We start from the raw sequence: 25,354 nt of genomic DNA on the forward strand, positions 1-25,354 counted from the left end.
GCGAAATTCGTCATTCTCTGCTTTGCAAGCGGCCTGCGAACTGTCGACCGACAGTACCGTTTCTTCCCTGTTGTGAAAGGTCATTGTGACTGCTTCATCCATGCCCGATTCTAATTCTTCTAATTCCGGCCAATCTGCCGTAGAAACTATGACTTTCGATCAGCTGGGTGTACCTGAACCCTTGGTCCGCGTGCTGCGCAAGGACGGCAAGACCAGCGCCTTCCCCATCCAGCGGGATACTCTGCCTGATGCCCTGGCTGGCCGTGACATCCTGGGACGGGGCCGGACCGGTTCCGGCAAGACCCTGGCTTTCAGCATCCCTCTGGTGGCTCGACTTGCCGCCGACCAAGGAGGACAGGCCCGCCATGGTCGCGGTGGTGCTGCCGGTTCAGGCAGTCTGCCCCGCCCGCGTGGTCTTGTCCTGGCTCCTACACGCGAGCTGGCCAATCAGATCGACGAGGTTCTCAACCCCCTGGCTCAGGCCTACGGCATGCGGACCTGCACCGTCTACGGTGGTGTTGGCCAGGGTCGTCAGGTCGATGCCCTTCGGCGCGGGGCCATGATTGTGGTGGCCTGCCCCGGTCGCCTGGAGGACCTGCTCCGCCAGCACAAGCTCAGCCTGGAGGACGTGGAGATCGCCGTGCTGGACGAGGCCGACGAGATGGCCGACATGGGCTTCCTCCCCGCCGTGGAGCGAATTCTGGCCCAGGTTCGTCCGGGCGGTCAGCGCATGCTCTTCTCAGCCACCCTTGATCATGGAGTGGATGCCGTGGTCAAGCGTTTCCTCAAGGATCCCAAAATTCACGAGGTGGATTCCGCCACCCAGCATGTGGACCTGATGACCCACCACATCTTCGAGACGACGCAGGCTGCCAAGCACGACCTGGTTCGCACCTTGGCCGCAGGGCAGGGCAAGAGGATCCTATTCACCAGGACCAAGTTCCAAGCCAAGAAGCTGGCAAAGAATCTGATTGACAACGGCATCCCTGCCGTCCAATTGCATGGCAACCTCTCCCAGAGGCAGAGGGATCGGAACCTCAAGGCCTTCTCGGAAGGTCTGGTCCGGGTCATGGTGGCCACTGATGTGGCGGCCAGGGGTATGGATGTCAGTGGGGTGGATCTGGTGGTCCAGGTGGACCCTCCAGCCGACTACAAGTCTTTCCTCCACCGTTCCGGGCGCACGGCGAGGGCTGGCCACTCCGGCGACGTGGTGACGGTCGTCCTACCCGATCAGCGGCGGGATACACGACGGATGCTGCGTATGGCCCATATAGATGCCAAGCCGATTGGGGTCACGGCCAACTCCCAGGAGGTAGGCGATCTTGTGGGACCCCACGCCCCCTTGGTTGAGGGTTGGTCCTTGGAGGCCGCCATGGCTGGAAGCCGAGGGTCACAGGACGGCAAGCAGACCGGTTCTCGTGGCCGTCGATCCGGCGGCCCTGCCCGTAGGAGACGGAAATACGATCGGTTCGAAAGGCGGCCGAGGGGCTCTGGCCGAGGATCTGATGGTGATGGGAGGAATCCCTATCGCAAGTGGGCTGACGAGCTTGATGAGAATCGCCCCTTTGACGGGCGTAGGCGGCACGGCCATGCCGACTCTAATCATTCCGCTCAAGCCGGTAGCTACCGAGGCAGGGGCAATCGTGGCCGTGCGGGCGGAGCTCGTGGGCGGGGTCGTCACGATGACGGTCGTTTCGATGACGGCGGTCGCACCTACCGCAACGGTAATCACAGGCATGGCGGAGGCAGGCGGAGGCGGGACGATAATCCTTTCCGTCAGGTCAAGTCCCACTGATCGCTCCCGCTGGGAGGATATACCTGTCGTGTTCATTGACCGGTCAGACCGCATGGGTCAGACCATGGTCCCCTCGCAGCTCTCCCGGAGTTGGACCTGTACAGGGAGTTCGGTGGAGATGGGCGGGCACTCCGGTGAGCCCAGGCGCCTGACCAGGGTGGAGACGGCGGCCCGGCCCAGATCAACCATGGGCTGGCGGACTGTGGTCAAGCGGGGTTGGGAGACGGAGGCCTCCTTGATTCCGTCGAACCCGGTGACGATGACCTGGTCGGGAACGCTGATACCCGCATCTGACAGGGCTCGCAGGACCCCAAGCGCCATCTGGTCGTTGGCGCACACCAGGGCTTGGGGGAGAGTGCCCTGCCTGGCCAGGCTGGCGGCGATCTGGTAAGCGACGGACTGGGAGAATTGCCCCCTGTAGATTGGCGCGGCGGAGGGCTCCAGCCCCTCTGACTTCAGACCCTCACAGAACCCTTCGTAGCGTTTGCCATTGTCTGGAGAATCATCCATGCCCGTCATGTAAGCCATCTGCCGCACCTGGTGTTTCTCGAACAGGTGCCTGACCAGGGTGTACATGCCCTTGCGGTTGCTCACGCGGACCAAGTCGAATTCGCTTTCCTGGTTGACCGGGGCATTGGCGATCATGACCACGGGCAGGCGTTTGCGCAGGAAGGCCAGGACGCTGTCAGGCACGGACCTTGCCAGGACAATCAGGCCGTCCACCTTTTCCGACATACTGTTGATCAGTTGGGGAATGTCGCCATCTTTCCCCTTCAATCCGATACTGACCATGAGGCTGAGGCCCTGCCGCCAGGATTCCAGTTCGCACCCCCTCAAGACCTCGTCGAAGTAGAGGGAATCCGAATTATTCTCCTGGGCGTGGGGTGGGTCGACGACTATGTCGGCGGCATCCTCACTGACCAGTTCGAAGTCACCGATCTGGTCCAGCTGATCGATGTTGGGCAGGAAAAGACCTATGGTATTGGTTCGCCGGGCGGCCAGACTCCGTGCGCTGCCACTTGGGAGGTAGCCCAGGAGGTTTATGGCCTTGAGCACGGTCTGTCGGGTTTCGGGCCTTACCCTCTCCGGGGTGCGCAGGACCCTGGAGACGGTGGCTATGGACACGTCGGCCTCGCGGGCGACATCGTAGACGGTCGGTTTCCTTGCCATCCGCTTTCCCTCTTTCATACATCTCATACAGCATATCATTGAAGCGTGCAGTTGATCGCAGGATTTGATAGCGCTAACATTTTTGCTTTGATTCGGTAATATGGGTAGTTATATCTAGTAATCTAAGGAAAGCATACGCTAAACTCCCATGACAAAAGCAGATTTGCACATTTTAATGTAAGCGCATACACTAGAAAGCGCGATGGTTGATCCGGTCCGGTCACAGGAAGCCGTGCAGGTCCGGGAGCCCACTCGTGCATGCACGTGCCGACTGGATTCCAATAGCAGAGGACGGATTTGGCCCGTGAATGTCAATGCGGACAAAGGAGACATATGAGACGGAAAACAGTGGCGGTGAGGATTCTCGCAACACTGGTTGCGGGGGCCACCCTCCTGGGACTGGGGGCGTGCGGCAGTAAGTCCGGGGAAACGCAGCAGGCTGCCGCAGGCAATCAGATCCTCTTCGGCGGTGACAGTGGCAGTCCAACTTTCACCCGTAATTTCAACCCATTCTCGACCAGCAAGAGGATAGGCATCAACTTCATCTACGAACCCCTCGAAGTGGTTAACAGCCTGGATGGGACCTCAACTCCCTTCCTGGCCAGCGAGCACAAGATCGTGGACCCCAAGACGGTCGAGTTCCAGATTCGTGACGGGGTCAAGTGGAGCGACGGCAAGCCCTTCTCGGCGCAGGACGTGGTCTTCACTTTCAACCTGGTCAAGAAGGATGCGGCCATGGACTCCCTGGGGGTCTGGCAACACATCTCCTCCCTTGAGGCCTCGGGATCCAAGGTGACCTTCCACTTCAAGGACAACGATGTGCCTGCAGTGTCGATCGTCAGTCAGCAGAACATCGTCCCGGAGCACATATGGAAGGGTGTGAAGGACCCTCTCAAGTGGACCAATGAGAATCCCGTCGGGACGGGCCCCTACAAGTTGGACACCTTCAAGCCCAACCAGTACACCCTGACGAAGAACAAGAACTACTGGCAGGCCGAGAAGGTCGCGGCCGACACCATCGTCCTGCCCGCTTCCAACAAGCAGTTGGACCTGGTCAACAAGAAGTATGACTGGGCCTACTCCTTCATCAACAACGTGGACAAGACCTGGGTGGGTGCTGACAAGCAGCACAACCACTACTGGTTCCCCCCGGGGGGCACAGTCTCCCTTTACCCGAACCTGACCAAGGCCCCCTTCAACGACGTGAACTTCCGCAAGGGCCTCAGCTATGCCCTTGACCGTGACAAGATCGCCAAGGATGCCGAGGAAGGTTACGTGGACGGTGCCACCCAGACCGGCCTCATCCTGCCCAACCACGACAAGTGGGTCAACGATTCCATTCCCAACAAGGGAAAGGTCTCCCAGGACGAGACCCAGTCCCTGGAGTACTTCGCCAAGGCCGGTTACAAGAAGCAGGGTGACCAGTTGGTGGACTCCAACGGCAAGCAGCTCGAGGTCAATATCACCGTGCCCAGCGGCTACACTGACTGGCTGCGCGGCGTGCAGACCATGCAGGGCCAGCTGACCAAGCTGGGTATAGCCGTCAAGCTCACCCAGCCCCAGCCCGCCGCATACACACAGGCGCAGAACAATGGCGACTATGACCTCCTGATCTCCTCCTTCGGAGGTACCGGCAGCGTCTTCCAGGACTACAACGGCCTGCTCAACAGTGAGTTCGCGGTTCCTGTGGGTCAGTCGGCCAACGCCAACTTCGAGCGCTACAAGAACCCCAAGGCTGATGAACTCCTGGCCCAGCTCAAGCAGGCGGCCGATGAGAAGTCCCAGAAGGCCATAGTCGACCAGCTTCAGCAGATCGTCTACGACGACGTGCCTGTGATTGGTCTCTTCTACGGCGGTCTTTGGGGCCTGTTCAGCACACGGAACTACACCGGCTGGCCCAGTGAGGACGACCCCTATACCTCACCCAGCACCTGGACCCAGTCGGTCCTCATGGTGGTAACCCATATCAAGAAGGCCTGAGAGGCCGGGCCCATCAGGGTGGACGGGAGGACAGCCCCTCCCGGCCTCCCTGTCGGGCCGCCCCCCGCCCCTGACGGATGAAAGGTCGTCACGTGCGATATTTTTTCGGGAAAATTGGTCTATTCTTCGTTACCCTCTGGGCGGCCATAACCGTCAACTTCATACTGCCCAGGATGATGCCTGGATCACCTGCCGACGCGGCCATAGCCAAATTGTCCCAGAACGGGCCGGTCACTCCTGAGGTCAGGGCTTCCATAGAAGCCCAGCTGGGCATGCCCAAGGGCAACCTGCTCAGCCAGTACTGGCAGTATCTGGGGGATGTGGTCCACCTGAACTTCGGCGTCTCGTACAGCAACTTCCCGCAGAACGTATCGGATCTGGTGGGAGCGGCCCTTCCTTGGACCCTGACACTGGTAGGGCTGGTCACGATTATCTCCTTCATCATCGGGACTGCACTCGGGGCTCTCATGGCCTGGAAGCGGGGGACCGCCGTCGACGTGACTGGTACGATCTCCAGCTCCTTCCTCTCGGCCTTCCCTTCCTTCTGGCTGGCCCTCATGCTCCTCTTCTTCCTCGGTTACAAGGCCGGCATCTTCCCGACCTCCGGCGCCTACTCGTCCACCGCGATACCCAACTTCTCGATGGACTTCATATCTGACGCCGTGGAGCACTCCATACTGCCGGCACTGACCATCCTGCTGACCTCCCTGGGCAGCTATGTGATGGGCATGCGCAACACCATGATCAATACATTGGGTGATGACTACGTCACCTTCGCTGAAGCCAACGGCCTGCGTCAGCGGACGGTCATGCTCAAGTACGCGGCCAGGAACGCCCTCCTTCCCAACCTGACCTCCTTCGGTCTGGTGCTGGGCGGCGTGGTCGGCGGTTCCCTACTGGTCGAGCAGGTCTTCAACTATCCGGGGGTCGGCCTCCTCCTCTACCAGGCTGTGACCAACCAGGACTATCCCCTGATGCAGGCCATCTTCCTGATGATCACCATCAGCGTGCTGGTGGCCAACTTCATCGTGGACATTCTTTACGGGGTCCTTGACCCGAGGACGAGGAGGTGAGGGCGATGACGAACAGCATCGTCAGCACAGGGATGCAGACTTCCGCACAAGGGGACGGGAATGACCCTCAAGGGCCGCAGGTCCGTACAGCCAGAGGCCAGAACCCCGTCCTCCGGGCCCTGGAGGTGATAGGCAAGGGGTTCAGGACGGTCTGGGAGGTGCCCAAGGCCAGGTTCGGCCTGATCCTGTTGGCCTTGATTGTCCTTTCGACCCTGTTTGCCCCTTGGCTCAGCCCCTATGATCCCAAGGCGGGTGATTTCGAGGCCAGTATAGGACCCAGCGCCCAGCACTGGCTCGGCACCACCAGCAACGGGCAGGACGTCCTCTCCCAGCTCCTGTGGGGCGGGAGGGTCTCCGTCATGGTGGCCATGGTCTCCGGCCTCCTATCCACCTGCATAGCCGTGTTGGTGGGCCTGAGCTGGGGCTACATCCGTTCCTTCGCCGGGGAGTTCGTCGGTTTCATCGTCAACCTATTCCTGGTCATCCCATCCCTCCCTCTGATGATCATCATCGCTGCCTACCTCCAGAACGGAGGCATGAGCGTGATCATACTGGTCATCGTCCTGACCGGGTGGGCCTGGGGGTCCCGGGTCCTGCGCTCGCAGACCCAGTCCCTGCGTTCCAGGGACTTCGTCACTGCAGCGGCCTTCAGCGGGGACAGCTCTTGGCGGATCATCTTCCATGAGATCTTCCCCAACATGCTCTCCCTGATCATCAACAACTTCTTCGGTGCGGCCACCTCCGGCGCCCTGTCGGAAGCAGGCCTGGAATTCCTGGGCCTGGGCGACTCGACCACGGTCAGCTGGGGCACCATGCTCTACTGGGCCCAGAACAACAATGTTATCCTGACCGGTCAGTGGGCACTCCTGCTGGCGCCCGGTCTCATGGTCGCCCTCCTGGCGGTCTCCATGACCTTCATCAACTTCGGTGTGGACCGCCTGAGCAACCCCCGTCTGCGTGAAGGGAAGGCATGATGGAACTGCTACGTGTCGAGAATCTGTCCGTCGAATATGACAGCCCCGACCAGGAACCGGTCAAGGCGGTCGAGGATGTGAGTTTTTCGCTGGATCAGGGTGAATTCGTGGGCCTGGTCGGGGAGTCGGGGTCGGGCAAGTCCACCCTGGGATTTGCCGTCACACGACTTTCCAAGCCGCCGGCCCGGATCAGCAAGGGGCGTGTGCTCTTCGGTGGCAAGGACATTACCACCCTCAGCCAGGAGGAGCTTCGCAGGCAACGGTGCGGCGGATTCGCCATGGTCCTCCAGTCGGGCATGAACGCCTTGAACCCGGTGCGGACCGTCCGCAAGCACTTCGTGGACATCTACAAGGCCCACGGGAACGTGGAGAAGAAGGATTACGAGGCCCATTCCAGGCAGCTGGTAGAGAAGGTAGGTCTGCAGGACTCCGTTCTCAACGCCTACCCGGGCGAACTGTCGGGCGGCATGAGGCAGAGGGTCTCCATATCCCTGGCACTGGCCTTGGAGCCCAAGCTCATGGTCTTCGACGAGCCGACCACCGCTCTGGACGTCCTGGTCCAACATGAGGTGATGGGGACCATCCGAGAGCTGCAGAAACAGGAGGGCTTCACCGCCATTCTGATCAGCCACGACCTCGGTGTGGTCCTCGAGTCCACCCAGAGGGTCCTGGTCATGCACAACGGGCGGATTGTGGAGGATGCCCCCAGCGAGCGGATCCTGACCGATCCCCAGGACGACTACACCAAGATGCTTCTCAGCCATTATGGCGACCCCAGAGCCGAGCACGTTTCAGTGCCCGGCTTGAAGCCGCGCGATGAGGCCGCCGCCTCCGGCTCGGTTGGCGGAACCCCCTCACAGGCCGACGATGAGGAAGACATGACGGTCACGGTGACCGGCGTCTCCAAAATCTATCCCGCCCGCAAGCGGGGTGAGGATTCAGTGACCGCCGTCAACAATGTCACCTTCACCCTCTCCCCGGGCCAGTCCTTGGCCCTGGTGGGGGCATCCGGATCAGGCAAGTCCACGATAGCCAAAATGCTCACCGGTGTGGAAAGGCCCACCTCAGGCAACATCACCCTGGGTGGCAGGCGTGTGGATCAGATGAAACGGCGCAAGGATCTGAGGTCACTGCGTTCCGACATCCAGATGATCTTCCAGGATCCCTATTCGGCACTCAACCCCCTCCACACGGTGGAGTACACGCTGACCAGGCCCATCCTCAATTACACGGACCTGAGGGGGGACGATGCCCGCAGGCGGATGTTGGAACTCCTGGACACGGTAGGTCTGACCCCTGTGGAACAGTATGCCGCCAAACTCCCCCACCAGTTGTCGGGAGGACAGCGTCAGAGGGTGGTCATAGCCCGGGCGCTGGCCAGCAATCCCCACGTCCTGGTGGCCGATGAACCGGTCTCCATGTTGGACATGACCCTGAGAGCCGGAATTCTGGCCCTCCTTGACGACTTGAGGGTCCGGTTGAATGTGAGCATGCTCTACATTACCCACGATCTCTTGTCGGCCCGACTGATCACCGATTCGATCATGGTCCTCAACAAGGGCACCGTGGTGGAGCGGGGACAGACGGCCCAGGTCCTTCAGCACCCTGAGAACGACTATACGATCAAGCTGCTCGACGCCATCCCCAGCCTGCGCACGCAGGCCTGAAGGCGGAAATCTACAGGAGAAACAATGATATCCCACCATGCCGTGGACAGGGGTGTGCCCTTTGGGGATCTACCCCTGCCGGAGAACATCGAGGCCATGGTCATACATGCCCCCGTGGGTGACCTTACCGCCCTCCATGCCCCCAAGGGGGTAAGGGGAAAGCGGGGAGTGGTCATGATGATTCCCGGTTTCACCGGTTCCAAGGAGGACTTCTACCAGATCAGCTCCATCCTGGGAGAGGATGGTTGGGATGTCTGGTCCTACTCGCAGAGGGGGCAGGCAGATTCGGTGGCCCCTGAAGGGAGGATGGCCTACGACAGGCGGTCCACGGCCGGTGATGCCGTGGACGTGGCCCGTATCCTTATCGAGCACACCGGGGCCAAACGGGTCCACCTTCTGGGCCACAGCTTCGGCGGGGTGGTTGCCCAGGCGGCCCTCCTGGCCGACCCTGACCTCTTTGCCAGCCTCACCCTCATGTCGTCCGGCCCCCACGGTTGGCCGGGCCGGAAGGCGGACCTGCGCCAGCGACTCCTGGACCACCCTGGCGGGGACCTGTGGAGGCTGGACAATCCGGACAGGGCCAGCCTGCCGGACGAGGAGCTGAATCCGCAGGACAGGTTCCAGCGCCTTCGGGCAGAGCGGACCAGCCGAGACCAGCTCATCGGAGCCATAGACCAGCTGGCCGACCTGCATGACAGGACCGAACAGCTGGCTGCCACCGGCCTGCCCATGATGGTTTTCCATGGCGAGCACGACGATTTCTCCTGGCCCCAGGACTGGCAGGCCCGGATGGCCCGCCTGCTGGGTGCCCGCTATGAGGTGATTACGGATGCGGGTCACTGCCCCAACATCGACAGGCCTGAGGAGACGGCGGCCCTCCTGGACGACTTCTGGGCTTCTGCGCAAGACAAACGGTGAATTTCAGCAGGAACAAGCCTATTAGCAACGAAAGCGGAGAAGATGAACACAGACACTCCACGCAGCAAGTCTCCCGATCAGGATGCAGGTGACGGCGAGGGAGACGGGGGCAGGATGCGACAGCCCAAAGGCATGACCGTCGAGAGGGGGGACTTCTCGGCTTCGTTCAACTTCAACGGGGACCTGACACTGATTGATGCAGGAGGCATCCAGATCAACCAGTTCAGGCCCGGCATCCATGACTGTCCCCTGGCTGGTCTCTGGCTGCGCCGCCATCGGGAGGGGCGGATCGACTCCATCCGACTGACCGGATCAGGTTCCCAGGCCTCTTTCGATCCGGTAGCCGACAGCCCCGTCTGGGAGGGGAGGGACCTGGGCGTCCGCTGGCGGGTTCGACTTGTTCCAAGCGCCATATCTCCTGCACTTTCCCGGGCTCTTCCATCTGGCGGCGAAAGCGGAGGGTCTGGCAGGGGGGCGTCCTGGACCTGGGAGGTATCGGTCACGATCGACCAGGGTGGCTCGACTGCCGATAGCGAGAGGCGGGAATGGGATGATGCCGCCTTGTCTGACGATCTGTGGGACCTGGTTTCCGCCCAGGATCTGGCCCTGGTGGAGCCGGCCATGGCTGCCGGTGCCGAGTCCTACATCTCCCAGTACATCGCCTATCATGTGCAGGACGTCCCCAATTTAGGCAGCGTCCTGTCAGCCCGGCAGACGATGGGTTGTGCCCCTCGACTCCCCTTGTACGTTACGGGAATCTCACAGGGATGCAGGGCATTCATGACCGACGGTTACGACTTTTACGGGCTAGGTGCCCGTCTGGGCGGTCAGCCTGCGGCCCTCGCCGATGCCGACTGGGACCGGGGGGGCATAGACCAATATGAGTTCGCCATGGCCTGCCTGCTCTCCCCCAGGGTTCCGCTGACCCAGAAAGGCCTCACCTGGCAGGTGTGGAACATGGCACTGTCAGATTACAGGGGTGACCTGGGCAAGGCCTGCGTCTCCTGCGCAGAGGCCTCTGAGGAAAGTCGGGGTCGGGCGGGCAAGACCGAGGCCGATGACGGTCCGTCCACCGGCTCCCACGACACCTCGCCTGCCTCTCCCGTTGCCTCTCAGGCTCAGTCAGCAACCTCACTCCTGATCTCTTCCGCACTGTTGAATGGCGACCCCCTGCCTGAGGATGAGTTCGGCCAACTGGGCGGAGGGCCCATCCGCCAGCCAGAGGCGGACCAGACAGGCCATCTGCTTTCTTACTTCGGAAATGATGCCTGCCATGTGGTAAGCACACGCAAGGAACTGGAGGTGGCCCGCTCCCACGGACAGATTCTCCTGTCCGGCAACCCAGATACCGACCCGTCACAGCCCACCATGGCAGCCACCAGCTATGCCGGGGGTGTCTTCGCATCCCAGGTGGTCCTGGGCAACACCAACATGAACCAGCTGATTTCAGTCCAAAAGACCGGTTTGGGCCTCCTGCGCTCGCGGGGGGTCCGCATCCTGGTCCAGGTGGACGGGCCCTGGCGTCTCCTGGGCCTTCCCTCGGCCTACATCATGGATCTGGGTGGATCCCGCTGGGTCTATCGTCTGGGTGATCGGACCCTGACGGTGTCCACCATCGCCCACCTGGACAGGGCCGCCATCGATATTCATCTGGAGGCCGATGGTCCGATCCGGGCCCTGTTGACTATCAGCCTGGAAGATCCGTCCACCTGGCTCCGAAAGTTCGCTCCTGCCGAGCCCGCCCGGGGGATAGGAGGGTCCGTTTCCTTTACCCCTGCATCGGGCAGCCTGGCAGCTGAACGTTGTCCGGGGCTGAAATACGTCATCTCATCGCCCGACGCAAGGGTCGGAGATGACGGCCCCCTCTTCGATCCAGACGCAGGGGTACACACTACCGATCCGGCCATGGTCACCTTCTTGTCGAACGGGGGCCATACCCTGTCCGTCACCATCGCCGGATCCATGGATGGCGGCGCAATCGAGGAGAGCTCACCCGATGCGGCTTCCGCCGCCTCCGAGCGGGAGCTACTTCATGCCCATTACCTGGCTATGACATCCTTTATGCAAGGTCTGCATGTGGCAGGGGAGGGAAGATTCGCCGAATTCAATGACCTCCTGCCCTGGCTGGTGCAGAACGCCCTGGTTCATTTTCTGTCACCCCATGGGCTGGAACAGTACGGGGGCGCCGCCTGGGGTACACGTGACGTCTGTCAGGGGCCCCTGGAACTGGCCCTGACCTTCGGTCATACCGACCTGGCACGGACCATCCTTCTCAAGGTCTTCGCCCACCAGAACCCCGATGGTTCCCTGCCGCAGTGGTTCATGTTCGACCAGTATGCGGACCTCTACCAGCACGATTCCCATGGGGACATCCCAGTCTGGCCCCTGCTGGCGCTGGCTGAGTACATCGAGGCGGGCGGTAGGCCGGACCTCTTGGATGAGCGCGTGGCTTTTTGGCGAGATGATGCTCTTCGCCCCTCCGCATCAGTCGGACAGGTCGAAGCTAAAAGCCCGGTCACACACGGTAGCCGCTCATCCGACCTGCCTACGGTGGCCGACCATCTGGCTCGGACGTTGGACTATATCCAGTCGCATAGGGTCCCGGACACCGACCTCTTCTGTTATGGCGAGGGGGACTGGGACGACACCCTTCAGCCGGCCCAGGAGTCCATGAAAAGCCAGATGGCCTCCACATGGACCATCGCCCTCCTCTACCAGGCCTGTTGCGGATTGCAACCGCTCCTTGAGGCCGCCGGCCGCACCGACCTGGCCTCCCGCTTTGCGGGTGAGGCTGGCAGAATCAAGGCTGACTTCGCCGATAACTTTATCTTCCAAGGGGTCCTGGCCGGATACGTCAACTTCGTTGATGGCCAACCCCTCCCGGTCATACACCCCTCGGATACCAGGACCGGCATACGGTACAGGTTGATTCCCATGACTCGCTCCATCATCGCCGGTCTGCTCACACCCGACCAGGAGGTGGACCACGAGAGAATCATCGAAGGCAATCTCCATTATCCGGACGGAGTGAGGCTCATGGACCGCCCGGCCTCCTTCCATGATGGGGTGACCAGGGTCTTCAAGAGAGCCGAACAGGCCGCCAACGTGGGCCGGGAGATCGGCCTGATGTATACGCACGCCCATGTGCGTTACACGGAGGCCCTGGGCCTGCTGGGCAGGACCCGCCTGGGCCAGGAGCTCCTAAGAATCAGTCCGGTGGGCCAATTCCGCCGCCTGACCACCAGCGAGCCCAGGCAACGCAACTGCTACTTCGCCTCGTCGGACGCCGACTTCCCCGACAGGTACACGGCAGCCTCCCAATGGTCGAGACTCAAAGAGGGGTCCAAGGACCCCGTAGGCGTGAGGGGAGGGTGGAGGATTTATTCCTCCGGTCCGGGCATCTACTGCCGACAGGTGGTCCAGCACCTCTTCGGCCTCCAGTTGCGCGATGGGCGGGTTGTCTTCGACCCGGTCCTGTCCCAGGAAGATGACGGACTGGAGGTGACCATGACCATATTCGGCCAGCTGCGTACCATTCGCTACCATGTGGCTGGTGGGCCGGTCGCTGGACCAGGAGACACCGGTTCAGAGGGTACAGGTTCGGACCGCTTGAGGGTTGAGGCTGATGGACGCAGGCTTGAGGGCCGGATTCTGGATCTGCCTTACCGCAAGGGCGGGTTGGAAGTGACCCAGAGCCAGTTGGCCGATGCCGCCCATATCGACATATTCCTCACAGTCGACGGACAGACTGTACAGTAAGTGCCGACGCCCATGCTTACAACTGTCCGCCAGCCCGTGTCGGCAAGGAAGATAGCCGGGCAGCCAGCTGTCTGAAAGTGCTGGAAGTTTCCGATTGGCTGCATTGCATTCCGAGTGCAAGTGCGTGCAACATGGCCAGGGGAGGGCTGGCACCCCCGCCGGAAAGGTGCAAACAGACCGGTTCAACGTGGGTTCCGGCAGGGGCCGCCCACCAAATCCAACAAGGAAGGTACATTCTCATGCCAAAGCCTACATACATCTTTCCAAAGGACTTCCTCTGGGGAGCGGCCACGGCTGCCCATCAGATAGAGGGCAACAATGTCAACGCGGACTGGTGGGAGCGTGAGCACCGGCCGGACAGCGACCTCAGCGAGCCCTCGGGAGATGCCGACGACAGCTACAACCGTTATAGGGAAGACATATCCCTCCTGGCCGACAGCGGGTTGAACACCTACCGCTTCTCAGTGGAGTGGGCCAGGGTGGAGCCTGAGGAGGGGTTCTTCTCCCAGGCCCAGCTCCTGCACTACCGAGCCATGATCGACGCCTGCCTCCAGGCCGGAGTGACCCCCATGGTCACTCTGAACCACATGACCCTGCCCCGCTGGTTGGCCAGGCGAGGGGGCTGGCGCGATCCTGCCTCCGCAGACCTCTTCGGCCGGTACGTGGAGCACCTCATCCCCATTCTGGAAGGTGTCACCTGGGTCTGCACGATCAACGAGCCAAATATGGTGGCTCTGACCCAAGGGGGGCGGGAGGGCAGCGACATGGCTGCCGCCTCCCTGCCCACCCCTGACCCGGTCATCTCCGAATCCTTGGTCAAGGCCCACAGGAAGGCTCGTGCAGTCCTTTCCCGCCGACCGGGAATCAAGTCCGGTTGGACCATTGCCTGCCAGGATTTCCAGGCCTTGCCGGGCTGTGAGCAAGACATGGAGGAGTATCGCTACCCTCGTGAGGACTTTTTCACCCAGGCTGCACGAGGTGACGACTTCATAGGGGTGCAGGCCTACCTGCGCACCTTCATCGGCCACGATGGCCCCCGACCGGTCCCGGAGGATGTGGAGAAGACCCTGACCGGCTGGGAGTATTACCCTGCCGCCCTGGGCGAGGCCGTGCGCCACACCTGGCAGACCGCCGAGCACACCCCCATCGTGGTCACCGAGAATGGAATCGCCACAGCCGATGACAGACGGAGGATCGACTACACCTTCGACGCCCTGGTCGGCCTTCGCCAGGCCATGGAGGAAGGCGTGCATGTGGAGGGCTACCTCCACTGGTCCCTCCTGGACAACTACGAGTGGGGGTCCTACAAACCCACCTTCGGTCTAGTCTCCGTGGACCGCGAGACTTTCGAGCGTCACCCCAAGCCCTCCTTGGCTTGGTTGGGGCAGGTGGCCCGTTCCGGCCTCCTTGCCCATCCCCGGGGCTAATACAGGCACAAGCAGAAACGTCCGGCCCCGAACCGACTTTGTATCGGTCCGGGGCCGGACGCTGCCACATACCGCCCTTGTGCTTACTGGTCGGCCGGGCGCGATGCCCCTGCCTGCACGGATCCAGATGAAATGGTCATTGGGACCACGATCGAGGACCCGTTGAAGAACTCGATGGTCACTTCTACTGTTCCATCAGCCACGCTGGGGTCGGAGAAGAAGTTTCCGTTCAGGGTGAAGGTGTCGGCCCTCCTGTCACTGGAGAAGGCGGAACCGGCCTGCAGATAGGACCACCAGGAGGAGTTGGGGCCGATGGCTCGCCCGTATTCCTTGGCGGAGACCCTGCGGACGGCGTTTCCCTCATAGTTCATGGGGATTGTGATTCCGCTGCGCTGGCCAACGGCGGGCGAGGAGGTGGCCTGCCCGGCACGAACCAGATACTCATGCCAGTCGGCGCCGGCGGTGAATGTGAGGGTCAGATCGGCCAGCTGACCGTAGGCCGGTGCCTTAGGGGCAGACAGAATCCGGTTCAGGTAGGAGGCGGTCAGGGTCACCGTCTGGGAGGAGGCGTCGTAGGTGTAGTCGGAACCGGCCTTGAGACCCTTGATCGAGTTGAAGGAGTTCCCGTTCAGGGCCAGGGGAATGGTCAGTCCAGATTGAGTCTTGGAAGCAAGATAAATAGTGTCGGGGCCTGTGGCATAGGAGGAAGTGGCACTCATGGCCGCCTGGAGTTCGGAGCCGATCCGAGCGCTCTTCCACCCATATGGGGCCTGACGTGAAATCATGGAGCCGTTGTCCCAGAGCATGAGCCCAATTCCGCCCTGGCGGGCCATCTGGTTCATGTAGTCGTAGTACTTGAGTTCCTCGCCCTCCTGGAGCACGTCGCTGCCTGTGTCATAGCCCAGGAGGCCGTATTCGCCAATCACTGTCCCGATGCCTTGACTGGTCAGGTTGTCCTGGATGGTCTTGAAGGTGGCGGCGGCCGAGGTTCTGGCCGTGGTCGGGCGGCCCTGGTTGTCGGTGCCGATCCTCTCGTCGAAGCCGGTGATCCCAAGGTTGGCGCTGTAGAGCCACTCACTGTAGTAGTGAACCGTGGCAGCGAGGTACGGGTCGTTGAAGCCCTTGATCAGGGAGGCCAGATGCCTGGTGTACTCGTCAGAAGGGGTGGTGGAAGGGGTGGGCATGACGATCATGCGGTGCTCGTTGCCGGGCACGGAGCGGATGATGGAGCGTGCTTCCGTGTTCAATCTGTCCAACTTCTCCTGGGCGGACGGGTAGTCCCAGGTGTTGAACTGGGGTTCGTTGATGGTTTCGAAGGCCACCTTGTCCGACTCGTCGGCGAAGGTTCTGGCCAGCCGTTTCCAGAAATCCGAGAACATGACCTCCTCCTTGGCCCCGACCTGACCATTCCACTGCTTCAGCCAGATCCAGGAGTCATGATGGATGTTGACCAGAACGTGCATCCCCAGTCCGGTCGCCTGGTCGACCACCTGGCGATACCGATTGAGCCAATCCTGATTGATCAGGTAACGGTAGCCGTCCTTGTTGGTCGAGCCCAGATCCTGGTATCGCCGGTAGACGGTCATTGGAATCCGGATGCTGGTGTAGCCCTTGTCCTTGACGGCCTTGAGCAGGTCGGGGGTCACCTTGGGATTCCCCCAGGCCTGTTCGCCCTGATCGGGGGAGGACCAGTTGGTGTCCACCGCATCGAAGGAATTGCCCAGGTTCCATCCCCTGCCCATCTCCTTGGCGAACTGGAGAGAGGGTGTCTGCCCGGTCTTCGGCAGGATGGTAGTCGAGGCAGCGGCAGTCTCTGGGTCGGTTCCAGATCGGATTTGGGTGTCTGCGCTCGCCGCAGGTGCCAGGACCAGCCCCATGGCGGTCAGGGCTGTCGTGGCCGCGGTCAGGGCCGGACCCCAACCGTTCGTTCTCGTCTTGCCTGTCTTCGTGATAAATAATCTGAATCGCTTCATTGTCAATTCAATCCCCCGTTCCGTAACTGGGCAGGCTCTGCCTGCAGGGCAGGGCCTGCCAGATGTTTCCTGTGTGCTGCGCTGAGTATGCAGCTGCACGGCACAACCGTACTGTGCCGTCTCAGTGAGCCCGCCAACCGTGGCAGAATCTCATACAGATATTATAGTTCAATCATTAGAATAAATAGCGGAGGCTGAACCAGCTGACGGGCCAGGCATGCATGCCCGGAATCACTAGCGAAAAGTGGAGCTGAGGGTAGTCGAAACCCCGACCTCTTCGATGCGAACGAAGCGCTCTACCAACTGAGCTACAGCCCCATTCGTTGCCCGACCGTAGCCGAACAACAGACTGTACTGTATCGCACGGTGGGCACAAACGCAATCCGGACGGTCTGTGCCATGGCTCCGTGTTACAAACCAATGGCGCGGTTTCCGCGGCTGCCGGATGGTTGTCATGTTCAGTCGCTGAGGTTCCCGTCCTGCTTGATTTCCTGGAGCTCGTCCCGGTCACCGGTCGCCTGCTTCGATTCGGCCTTTTTGCCCTTGCCTGCCCTGGCCTTGATCAGCCCGATGATGGTCGGCATGACGGATATGAGCAGGATGAGGATGATGACCAGTTCGAAATGCTCCTGGACGGCCGGGATGCCGCCGAAGAAGTAACCCAGGAGGGTGAAGAGGGTGGACCAGACCAGGCCCCCCAGAACACTGAAGGGGGTGAACCGGCTCCACTTCATCCCCGAGATTCCCGAGATGAAGGGCATGAAGGTTCTGATGAAGGGGAAGAAACGTCCCAGGAATACGGCCAAGGGCCCCCACTTGTCTATCATTCCCTCTGTTTTGGCCAGCCGTTCCGGGGTCAGGGCCTTCACCCTGCCTGACCTGATGATGGCCCGTCCGAAAAAGTGCCCTATGAAGTAGTTGCTCTGGTCGCCGAGGATTGGGGCCAGCCAGACGACCGGCAGGAGGATGTCCAATGTCATCCCGCTGGTGGGGTCGTGTGCGAAGACGCCGGCAGCGAATAGGAGGGAGTCACCGGGCAGAAAGGGCATGAAGACCACGCCCGTCTCGATGAAGATGATCAGGAAGATGAATGCATATGTGGGCACCAGTCCCATGGCAATCCACCCCGCGATGGCGCTGCGCGGATCCTTGAGTAGGTTGATGAGCCAGTGTATGAATCCCATTTGCCAAAGACCGTCCTGTTACGTCGAAACACGAACCGTTCCAAACTGTAGCAAGCCTCGTCCACAGCAGGTCGGTCTTCATCAGACCCTTGCGAGGAAGACACAACCGTTGTACATCTCGGGTCTTGCCCTATGCCTATTTCGTGTGAAAGGGGGTACCAGCCATACGCCTACTTCCATACGACCTCACAGGGAACCGTTCTTGTAGGTGGTCTTGGTGTCTCCCTTGGTTCCGCGTTCGAAACGATCGAAGGCCCGCAGATAGATCAGTGACTTGGCGTATGCCAGCCAGGAGAAGCCGAAGATGATGACCAGGACCCGCAGGAAGGGCACGGAGTAGATGAGGAAGGCGAAGGCCACGTCGATGGCCAGAAGGCAGATGGCGTAGAGGGGAATCCCCATGGGAACCCCCACGGAAAGCTTGAAGAAACCCCAGACCGTATTGGTATAGCGGGATTGCAAGGGGTAGAAGAACTCGTATGAGAGAACCAGTAGGACGGTCCCGATAATCAGGATGATGAGGGCCGGGTAGGTCGCCGCCCCCTTCATGTTCAACCAAAAGGCCAGTGAGTAAATGATGATGGCCCCCAGCGCCACGTGGATGATGAAAGCGACGATGGATTGTTTGAACTCCCGGATGAAACGTTGCAGGTACTGCCTGCAGAGGGGGATGTCCTCATGGTCGTCATAGGCGAAGACCGTACCGTAGAGGGCGCTGCGGGCGGGGCCTATCGTGACCAGGGGTATGCAGGTGACGACGAAGAGCAGGTTCAAGGCTGTGAATCTGAGCAGGGTGTTCACGAACTGCCAGAAGGGGCTTTCGAGGTTGAAGTGCATGATCCGCCTTTCCTCTTCGACTCTACCTGCCGGTCCTCCCGGCAGGTGCGGTGACGCGGACAGAAGAGTGGGTCCGGCAACCCCCGTGTCGTGCTGTCCTCTGCCCCGTCGGCTGCAGGACCGTTTGCCGGACGGGCTTGTCGGGAAAGTGCCCGGTCCTGACCCAGTCTGGCCAATCTGTCGGATTGGAGTGCCGACGGTCTGGTCCTGCCTCGCGTGGTGACATGCCTGGCGGGGGAATGCGGCTTGACAGCTTAGTAAAATCGGTGTACTAATCTATTTACAAACATATAAATAAGCCGACTACGATCTACGCGGCGCCGAGATGTAGCGGATACATACGGCGCATGGCTGGCAACGCAAGGGAGCGGGCTTATGGGAAAAGACAGGAGGGCAGGATGTCAACTGGCGACATTCCGTTGAAGGTCACCCGGCGGGGTAAGACTAAACGCCAAGGGGGCATAAGCGGTAGGAAGAAACATAGCATCAACCTCTTCCTCTTGACCATCCCCTTTCTGATACTGGTCATCCTATTCAGTTACTATCCCCTGCTCGGCTGGGTATATGCCTTCTATGACTACCAGCCCCCAATCCCACTGTCGGAGAGCCAGTTCGTCGGCTTCCAGTGGTTCAAGATGATTGTCCAGAACCCTGCCCAGCTGCATACGGTCGGTCAGGTCCTGGTCAATACTTTCGTGATGAGCGGCCTGGGCATTCTGACCTCGTTCTTCCCGCTGTTCTTCGCCATCGGCCTCAATGAGATTCGCAATAAACACTTCAAGAACGTCATCCAGACACTGACCACCCTGCCCAACTTCATCAGCTGGGTCCTGGTCTACGCCGTGGCATTCGCCATGTTCTCCTCCACCGGCATGGTCAACCAGCTCCTGCAGAACATCCACCTGATTTCACAGCCCATCCACTTCCTGGATTCCGACAGCGGGACCTACTTCAAGATGCTCCTGTGGAGCCTGTGGAAGGGTCTGGGCTGGGGGTCCATCCTCTACCTGGCTGGCATATCCGGCATCGACCCCGAACTCTACGAAGCCGCCCAGGTGGATGGTGCTAACCGCTTCCAGCAGATCATCCACGTCACGGTTCCGCAACTCATGCCCACCTACCTGGTCATGCTGATGCTGAGCGTCTCCAACTTCCTCAACAACGGGATGGATCAGTACTTCGTCTTCCAGAACGCCTTCAACCTCAAGCACATTCAGGTGCTTGACCTCTACGTCTACAACGTGGGCATGGGTCAGAACAGCCTCTCTCTGGCAACGGCCATATCCATGCTGAAATCCTTGGTCAGCGTGGTCCTCCTGTTCCTGGTCAATTGGGCCTCCAAGCGGACCCGTGGCGAGTCAATTATCTGAGCGTGAGGGGAAAGCAATCATGAGCGACAGCATGGCAATCGAATCGAAGGGCGTTTCTCCCCTCCTGCAGCGGACCAAGGGCGAGAAGGTGTTCAATGTCTTCAACATCGCCTTCTTCATCCTCTTCGCCTTCATCTGCGTCTACCCGTTCTACTATCTGATCATCAACAGCATCTCCGACAACACCCTGAGTGCCGCCGGCAAGATCACCGTCCTGCCCAAGGGAGTCCACTGGAGCAACTATGTGGAGGTCTTCAAGCTGGAGGGTCTGGGCACGGCGGCCATGGTCTCCCTGGGACGTACCGTGATCGGCGCCACCCTGACCGTACTGGCCAGTGCCTTCCTGGGCTTCCTCTTCACCCAGCAGGGCATGTGGCACCGCAAGTTCTGGTACCGCTTCATCATCGTGACCATGTACTTCAACGCCGGGCTGATCCCCATGTTCATCACGATGAAGAACCTGGGCCTGACCAACAACTTCTGGGTGTACATCCTGCCGGCCATCGTGCAGCCCTTCAACATCATCCTGGTGAAGACCTACATCGAGTCCATTCCCTCCTCCCTCCAGGAGGCGGCCGAAGTGGACGGCGCCGGCACACTGACGGTCTTCTTCAAGATCGTCCTGCCCATGTGCACGCCGATTCTGGCCACGGTGGCCATCTTCTCGGCCGTGGGGCAGTGGAACTCCTTCCAGGACACCTTGATCTACATGACTGACTCCAAGCTCTACTCCCTGCAGTACCTGCTCTATCAGTACATCAACCAGGCAAGCTCCCTGGCCAGTGCAGTCAAGGCCAGCGCTGGTGGGGCCCTGAACATGGCGGCCCTGGCCACCCAGCAGACCCCGTCGTCGATCAGGATGACCGTCTCGGTCATCGTGGTCCTGCCCATCCTCTTCATCTACCCGCTCTTCCAGCGCTACTTCGTCAAGGGCATGATGCTCGGCGCCGTCAAGGGCTGATCGAGAGGGGGTACAATCTCGCCGCCGTGTGGGCCTGGTTCCACGCGGCGGCCAGGAAGCGTCCATGTCGATTCATCAAGGAGGACAAATCGATGACAGGTGCAAGACCGGCAGTGGCCCCGCCGGTCCGAAGGAGATCAATCACTGGGTTGACCATCACCGCTCACGGAGTCGTCGGCGGTGGGCAGGGGCTGAAGGCCGGGCGTATGGACCGAGAAGGGCCCTGCAGGCCGTTGAGACAGTCGTATAAGCCACAAGGATGTAAGCGGAAGTCAGAACCCTCCCGATGACCTGCGGTCCGCCGACCTGCCGAAGGTGACAGGACGGGCCCAGGAACCGGACGGTGTCTGGAAAGGGGAAACATGCAAGCCAAGAAGCTGACGGCGGTGGCTGCCGCTGTCATAACCGTGTCCATGGCCTTGGCGGGCTGTGGTGGTGGCGGTAACTCCGCCAACGAAAAGGACGACGGGTCGCTCATGCAGGTGGACGTCTTCGATGGCCTGGCCAACTATCAGGGAATCCAGAAGGGCTGGTTCGCCAAGATGGTCAAGGACAAGTTCAACCTCAAGCTGAACATAGTGGCCCCCAATGTTGCGGGCGGGGGCAATACCCTCTTCGATACCCGTTCGGCAGCTGGGAACCTGGGCGACATCGTCATTACCGGCTCAGGCTCCGGGCAGGCGGCCAAGTTGGTCAAGGCCCATTTAATTGACGACATGACGCCGTACATGAAGAATGCCAAGAACATCAAGAAGTACAAGTCCGCCACCGACGCCTTCAACAAGGTGGCCGGGCAGACCAGCGGGGTCTGGGGAGTGCCTGGGTCGGTCACTTCCCTGCCGCCCACGGAGCCCTCCGAGGGGCTGGAGCCCACCTTCGGCCCCTACGTGCGGTGGGACATCTACAAGGAGGTAGGCTATCCCAGGATCGCCGATATGGATGACCTGGTCAATGTCCTCAAGCAGATGCAGGACAAGGCCCGGGCAGATACCGGCGACAAGAACATCTACGCCATGTCCCTCTTCAAGGACTGGGATGGCAACATGATGAACAACGCCAAGCAGCCCACCTGCTACTACGGTTATGACGAGATGGGCTTCGTCCTGGCCAAGGCCGACGGCTCCGACTACCAGTCGGTCACCCAAAAGGGCGGAATGTATGAGAAGGCCCTCCAGTTCTTCAACAAGGCATCGCAGGCCGGCCTGGTCGACCCCGAGTCGACCACCCAGAACTACGACACCATGTATGCCAAGTACCAGCAGGGCAAGATTCTCTTCTCCTTCTGGCCCTGGCTGGGGCAGGCAGCCTACAACACCACGGATAACAAGGCCCAGGGCAAGGGCTTCATGATCGCTCCCCTGGAGGATATGAAGATCTTCTCCTACGGCGCCACGCCTGACGGGGGCAGCACCTTCATCGCTCTGGGTTCCAAGGCCAAGAACAAGCAACGCCTGGTCAACTTCATCGACTGGCTCTACTCGCCTGAGGGGGTCTACGCCTCCGGTGCCCAGACCGGCGGGTCCGCTGGTCCCAAGAACCTGAACTGGACGGTCAAGGACGGCAAGCCCGAGCTGACCGATTTCGGCGAGAAGGTCCTCTTCGGCAACGGTGCCAACGTACCGGCCGATTGGGGCGGCGGCACATACAAGGACGGGGTCTCGGCCTTGAACTACCCGACTGTGATCGTCCAGGACAAGGATCCCTCCACAGGCTATCCCTACAACGCCAGCATGTGGCCCTCGCAGCTGGCCAAGAACACGGACCCGCTGAGCACCGACTGGTCCGCCCACATGGGCGGGGCCAAGACCACCATGGAATATCTGAAGAAGAACGACAAGATCATGGTGGCCCCCGGTTCCAGCTACGTGACTCCTGATGAGTCCTCCCAGATCAAGACCCTCCGCGGCCAGGTGAAGACCGAGATCGTCAACGCCTCCTGGAAGGCCTCCTTCGCCAAGGATGACAACGAGTTCAATGCCCTCCTCGATGAGATGCGCTCCAAGGTTGACGGGATGGGCTACAAGCAGGTTCTCGATGTGGACATGAAGGACGCCAAGGATCAGAACACGGCCCGGGTGGACATCAAGAAGCAGTTCGAAGACAAGAAGTGAACAGGAAGATGAGCGTCCGGCCCCCATCGGGATTCCCGGGGGATTCGGACCTCACATGAAGACTTGACCACCTTGGTCGGCCTGTGTCGTACGACCGGCCCGAGCCGACCAAGGGAGTCTGAAAACCAGACTATGGCAGAGAAAGGTAACAAGGAAACCATGAAGAAAAGCAAACTCGCAGTGGTGACGGCAGCGGTGCTGTCAGCCTCGCTGGCCCTGGCCGGCTGTGGCGGCGGCGGAGGCAACTCCGCCAATGAGAAGGACGACGGCTCCCTGATGAAGGTGGACGTCTACGACGACCTCGCCAACTACCAGGGCGTCCAAAAGGGCTGGTTCGCCAAGATGGTCAAGGACAAGTTCAACATTAAATTGAACATGATCTCGCCCAATGTGGCCGGTGGTGGCAGCACCCTCTTCGACACCCGTTCAGCAGCCGGGAACCTGGGCGATCTGGTCATCACCGGAGCCGGCAATGGCAGACTGACCAAGTTGATCAAGGCTCACCTGATCGAGGACATGACGCCGTACCTGAAGAATGCCAAGAACATCAAGAAGTACAAGACCGCCACCGACTCCCTCAACAAACTGTCGGGTCAGAGCAGCGGGGTCTGGGGGGTGCCGCAGAGCGTCTCCACCAAGAGCCCGACCGACCCCTCCGAGGGTAACGAGCCCGTTTTCGGCCCCTACATCCGCTGGGACTACTACCGTGAGCTCGGCTACCCCAAGTTCAACAACCTGGATGACTTCCTGCAGGTGCTCAAGCAGATGCAGGACAAGGCCCGGGCCGAGACCGGTGACAAGAACGTCTACGCCTTCTCCCTCTTCAAGGATTGGGACGGCAACATGATGAACAACGCCAAGCAGCCTACAACCTACTTCGGTTATGACGAGATGGGCTTTGTCCTGGCCAAGGCCGACGGCTCCGACTACCAGTCGGTCACCCAGAAGGGCGGGATGTACGAGAAGGCCCTCCAGTTCTTCAACAAGGCCAACCAGATGGGTCTGGTCGACCCTGAGTCTTCTACCCAGAACTACGACACCATGTCGGCCAAGTACCAGCAGGGCAAGATTCTCTTCTCCTTCTGGAGCTATCTGGGGCCCGCTGCTTACAACACCACGGAAAACAAGGCCCAGGGCAAGGGCTACATGCTGGCCCCCATGGGTGACATGAAGATCTTCTCCTACGGAGCCACCCCTAATGGCGGGGCAGCCATCATCGCCGTCGGATCCAAGGCCAAGAACAAGCAACGCCTGGTCAACTTCATCGACTGGCTCTACTCCAAGGAAGGCGTCTATGCCATGGCCGGCAGTGTCAAGGGCATGAACTTCGACATCAAGGACGGCAAGCCCGAGCTGACCGACTTCGGCAAGAAGCTCCAGAGCAACAAGTCCTCCAAGGTCCCCGCCCAGTTCGGTGGCGGTTCTTACTCCGACGGTGTATCGGCCCTGAACTTCACCACCGAGCTGGCCACTGATATCGATCCCGACACCAAGGAGCCCTATGACTCCAGCATGTGGCAGTCCACCATCGACCAGTTCAGCAACTCCGCCCTGGACAAGGATTGGTCCGAGCACATGGATGGGGCCAAGACCTCCATGCAGTACCTGGAGAAGGCGAACAAGCTCATGATCGCCCCTGGCTCCAGCTTCATCCAGCCCGATGAGTCCTCCCAGATCTCCACCCTTCGTGGTCAGGTGAAGACCGAAATCGTCAACACCTCCTGGAAGGCAGTCTTTGCCAAGGACGACAACGAGTTCAACAGCCTGATGGACGAGATGCGTTCCAAGGTCGACGGACTGGGCTTCAAGCAGGTCCTGGATGTGGACATGAAGAACGCCAAGGATCAGAACACGGCCCGTGTCAACATCAAGAAGCAGTTCGCCAACCGCGAGAAGGCGGAAGGCAACTGATTCCGCACCGGACGGTAAGGCGGGGGAGCTCTGGTGACCCTGCCCATCGTCAGGCATGTACCGGTGGGGGAGCGTTAGCCGGGCGGGTGGTCAACCACCCTCCGTCGCGCTCCCCTTGCCATGTCGGTGACACGGTGGATGTGTTTCCGGTTACCGGTTACCGGTTATGAATGTGGCCTTTGTTCCAATCAGGGGCCGTGCCGCGAATGATGGAAAACAGAGAAGGAAAACGAGGTGCGAGAGC

The 25,354-nt window shown here is 60.5% G+C and carries 16 protein-coding genes and 1 tRNA gene; 12 read left to right on the forward strand and 5 right to left on the reverse strand.

All coding sequences use genetic code 11. From position 1 onward, the window contains the following. Window positions 1-100: 100 nt before the first annotated feature. Entirely contained in the window at window positions 101-1,795 is a 1,695-nt protein-coding gene (locus tag P272_RS0100105) for a DEAD/DEAH box helicase (protein ID WP_044097658.1), read from the forward strand. Between the two features lie 57 nt (window positions 1,796-1,852). On the opposite strand, the gene P272_RS0100110 is transcribed toward P272_RS0100105, so the two are convergent. Continuing rightward, window positions 1,853-2,965: a LacI family DNA-binding transcriptional regulator gene (locus P272_RS0100110; protein WP_029677544.1), complete on the reverse strand. Its 1,113-nt coding sequence runs from the start codon at window positions 2,963-2,965 to the stop codon at window positions 1,853-1,855. 333 nt (window positions 2,966-3,298) lie between these two features. On the opposite strand from P272_RS0100110, the gene P272_RS0100115 reads away from it, so the two are divergent. The 7 genes from P272_RS0100115 (at window position 3,299) to P272_RS0100145 (ending at window position 14,763) form a co-directional block, all read left to right on the forward strand. Then, window positions 3,299-4,945 (forward strand): ABC transporter substrate-binding protein, encoded by a 1,647-nt coding sequence (locus P272_RS0100115; protein WP_029677545.1) that lies wholly within the window; start codon window positions 3,299-3,301, stop codon window positions 4,943-4,945. Window positions 4,946-5,118: 173 nt separating this feature from the next. Further along, window positions 5,119-6,018, forward strand: a complete 900-nt coding sequence (locus tag P272_RS0100120; RefSeq protein WP_232346830.1) for an ABC transporter permease — start codon at window positions 5,119-5,121, stop codon at window positions 6,016-6,018. A gap of 5 nt (window positions 6,019-6,023) precedes the next feature. Continuing rightward, complete coding sequence (locus P272_RS0100125; protein WP_216476229.1) at window positions 6,024-6,992, forward strand: ABC transporter permease; 969 nt, start codon at window positions 6,024-6,026, stop codon at window positions 6,990-6,992. After that, on the forward strand, window positions 6,992-8,659 hold the full coding sequence (locus tag P272_RS0100130) for an ABC transporter ATP-binding protein (RefSeq protein ID WP_029677548.1): 1,668 nt from the start codon (window positions 6,992-6,994) through the stop codon (window positions 8,657-8,659). Before P272_RS0100125 ends, P272_RS0100130 begins: the two co-directional genes overlap by 1 nt. Window positions 8,660-8,683: 24 nt before the next feature. After that, window positions 8,684-9,577, forward strand: coding sequence for an alpha/beta fold hydrolase (locus P272_RS0100135; RefSeq protein WP_052323050.1), 894 nt, complete (start codon window positions 8,684-8,686; stop codon window positions 9,575-9,577). Between the two features lie 42 nt (window positions 9,578-9,619). Continuing rightward, window positions 9,620-13,336 carry a hypothetical protein gene (locus P272_RS0100140; protein WP_029677550.1) on the forward strand — a complete coding sequence of 1,239 codons (3,717 nt, stop codon included), beginning with the start codon at window positions 9,620-9,622 and terminating at the stop codon, window positions 13,334-13,336. A gap of 239 nt (window positions 13,337-13,575) precedes the next feature. Further along, window positions 13,576-14,763 carry a glycoside hydrolase family 1 protein gene (locus tag P272_RS0100145; RefSeq protein WP_029677551.1) on the forward strand — a complete coding sequence of 396 codons (1,188 nt, stop codon included), beginning with the start codon at window positions 13,576-13,578 and terminating at the stop codon, window positions 14,761-14,763. A gap of 83 nt (window positions 14,764-14,846) precedes the next feature. Here P272_RS0100145 and P272_RS0100150 read toward each other — a convergent pair whose 3' ends face one another. The 4 genes from P272_RS0100150 to P272_RS0100165 form a co-directional block, all read right to left on the reverse strand. After that, a complete protein-coding gene (locus P272_RS0100150) occupies window positions 14,847-16,736 on the reverse strand; it encodes a cellulase family glycosylhydrolase (RefSeq protein ID WP_052323051.1) in 1,890 nt (629 codons plus the stop codon). A gap of 245 nt (window positions 16,737-16,981) precedes the next feature. Then, window positions 16,982-17,054: transfer RNA gene (locus tag P272_RS0100155), tRNA-Ala, on the reverse strand. A gap of 140 nt (window positions 17,055-17,194) precedes the next feature. Next, window positions 17,195-17,920, reverse strand: a complete 726-nt coding sequence (locus P272_RS0100160; RefSeq protein ID WP_044097608.1) for a DedA family protein — start codon at window positions 17,918-17,920, stop codon at window positions 17,195-17,197. Window positions 17,921-18,106: 186 nt separating this feature from the next. Beyond that, window positions 18,107-18,757 carry a YesL family protein gene (locus P272_RS0100165; protein WP_044097609.1) on the reverse strand — a complete coding sequence of 217 codons (651 nt, stop codon included), beginning with the start codon at window positions 18,755-18,757 and terminating at the stop codon, window positions 18,107-18,109. A gap of 347 nt (window positions 18,758-19,104) precedes the next feature. On the opposite strand from P272_RS0100165, the gene P272_RS0100170 reads away from it, so the two are divergent. The 4 genes from P272_RS0100170 to P272_RS0100185 all read left to right on the forward strand — a co-directional run bounded on the left by P272_RS0100170 (window position 19,105) and on the right by P272_RS0100185 (window position 25,110). Further along, window positions 19,105-20,127: an ABC transporter permease gene (locus P272_RS0100170; RefSeq protein ID WP_052323052.1), complete on the forward strand. Its 1,023-nt coding sequence runs from the start codon at window positions 19,105-19,107 to the stop codon at window positions 20,125-20,127. A 31-nt stretch (window positions 20,128-20,158) separates the two neighbouring features. Next, entirely contained in the window at window positions 20,159-21,088 is a 930-nt protein-coding gene (locus P272_RS0100175) for a carbohydrate ABC transporter permease (protein ID WP_044097663.1), read from the forward strand. 362 nt (window positions 21,089-21,450) lie between these two features. After that, window positions 21,451-23,199, forward strand: a complete 1,749-nt coding sequence (locus P272_RS0100180; RefSeq protein WP_029677557.1) for an ABC transporter substrate-binding protein — start codon at window positions 21,451-21,453, stop codon at window positions 23,197-23,199. A 159-nt stretch (window positions 23,200-23,358) separates the two neighbouring features. Beyond that, complete coding sequence (locus tag P272_RS0100185; RefSeq protein ID WP_029677558.1) at window positions 23,359-25,110, forward strand: ABC transporter substrate-binding protein; 1,752 nt, start codon at window positions 23,359-23,361, stop codon at window positions 25,108-25,110. The last annotated feature ends 244 nt before the right edge of the window (window positions 25,111-25,354 follow it).

The organism is Bifidobacterium sp. 7101, from assembly GCF_000499285.1.
GTDB lineage: Bacteria > Actinomycetota > Actinomycetes > Actinomycetales > Bifidobacteriaceae > Bombiscardovia > Bombiscardovia apis_A.

Coding starts and splice junctions, on each gene's coding strand:
- P272_RS0100175 (WP_044097663.1), top strand. CDS start 20,159: ATGGCAATCGAATCGAAGGGCGTTTCTCCCCTCCTGCAGCGGACCAAG.
- P272_RS0100115 (WP_029677545.1), top strand. CDS start 3,299: ATGAGACGGAAAACAGTGGCGGTGAGGATTCTCGCAACACTGGTTGCG.
- P272_RS0100105 (WP_044097658.1), top strand. CDS start 101: ATGCCCGATTCTAATTCTTCTAATTCCGGCCAATCTGCCGTAGAAACT.
- P272_RS0100180 (WP_029677557.1), top strand. CDS start 21,451: ATGCAAGCCAAGAAGCTGACGGCGGTGGCTGCCGCTGTCATAACCGTG.
- P272_RS0100140 (WP_029677550.1), top strand. CDS start 9,620: ATGAACACAGACACTCCACGCAGCAAGTCTCCCGATCAGGATGCAGGT.
- P272_RS0100150 (WP_052323051.1), bottom strand. CDS start 16,736: ATGAAGCGATTCAGATTATTTATCACGAAGACAGGCAAGACGAGAACG.
- P272_RS0100125 (WP_216476229.1), top strand. CDS start 6,024: ATGACGAACAGCATCGTCAGCACAGGGATGCAGACTTCCGCACAAGGG.
- P272_RS0100170 (WP_052323052.1), top strand. CDS start 19,105: ATGGCTGGCAACGCAAGGGAGCGGGCTTATGGGAAAAGACAGGAGGGC.
- P272_RS0100185 (WP_029677558.1), top strand. CDS start 23,359: ATGAAGAAAAGCAAACTCGCAGTGGTGACGGCAGCGGTGCTGTCAGCC.
- P272_RS0100160 (WP_044097608.1), bottom strand. CDS start 17,920: ATGGGATTCATACACTGGCTCATCAACCTACTCAAGGATCCGCGCAGC.
- P272_RS0100135 (WP_052323050.1), top strand. CDS start 8,684: ATGATATCCCACCATGCCGTGGACAGGGGTGTGCCCTTTGGGGATCTA.
- P272_RS0100110 (WP_029677544.1), bottom strand. CDS start 2,965: ATGGCAAGGAAACCGACCGTCTACGATGTCGCCCGCGAGGCCGACGTG.
- P272_RS0100165 (WP_044097609.1), bottom strand. CDS start 18,757: ATGCACTTCAACCTCGAAAGCCCCTTCTGGCAGTTCGTGAACACCCTG.
- P272_RS0100120 (WP_232346830.1), top strand. CDS start 5,119: ATGATGCCTGGATCACCTGCCGACGCGGCCATAGCCAAATTGTCCCAG.
- P272_RS0100130 (WP_029677548.1), top strand. CDS start 6,992: ATGGAACTGCTACGTGTCGAGAATCTGTCCGTCGAATATGACAGCCCC.
- P272_RS0100145 (WP_029677551.1), top strand. CDS start 13,576: ATGCCAAAGCCTACATACATCTTTCCAAAGGACTTCCTCTGGGGAGCG.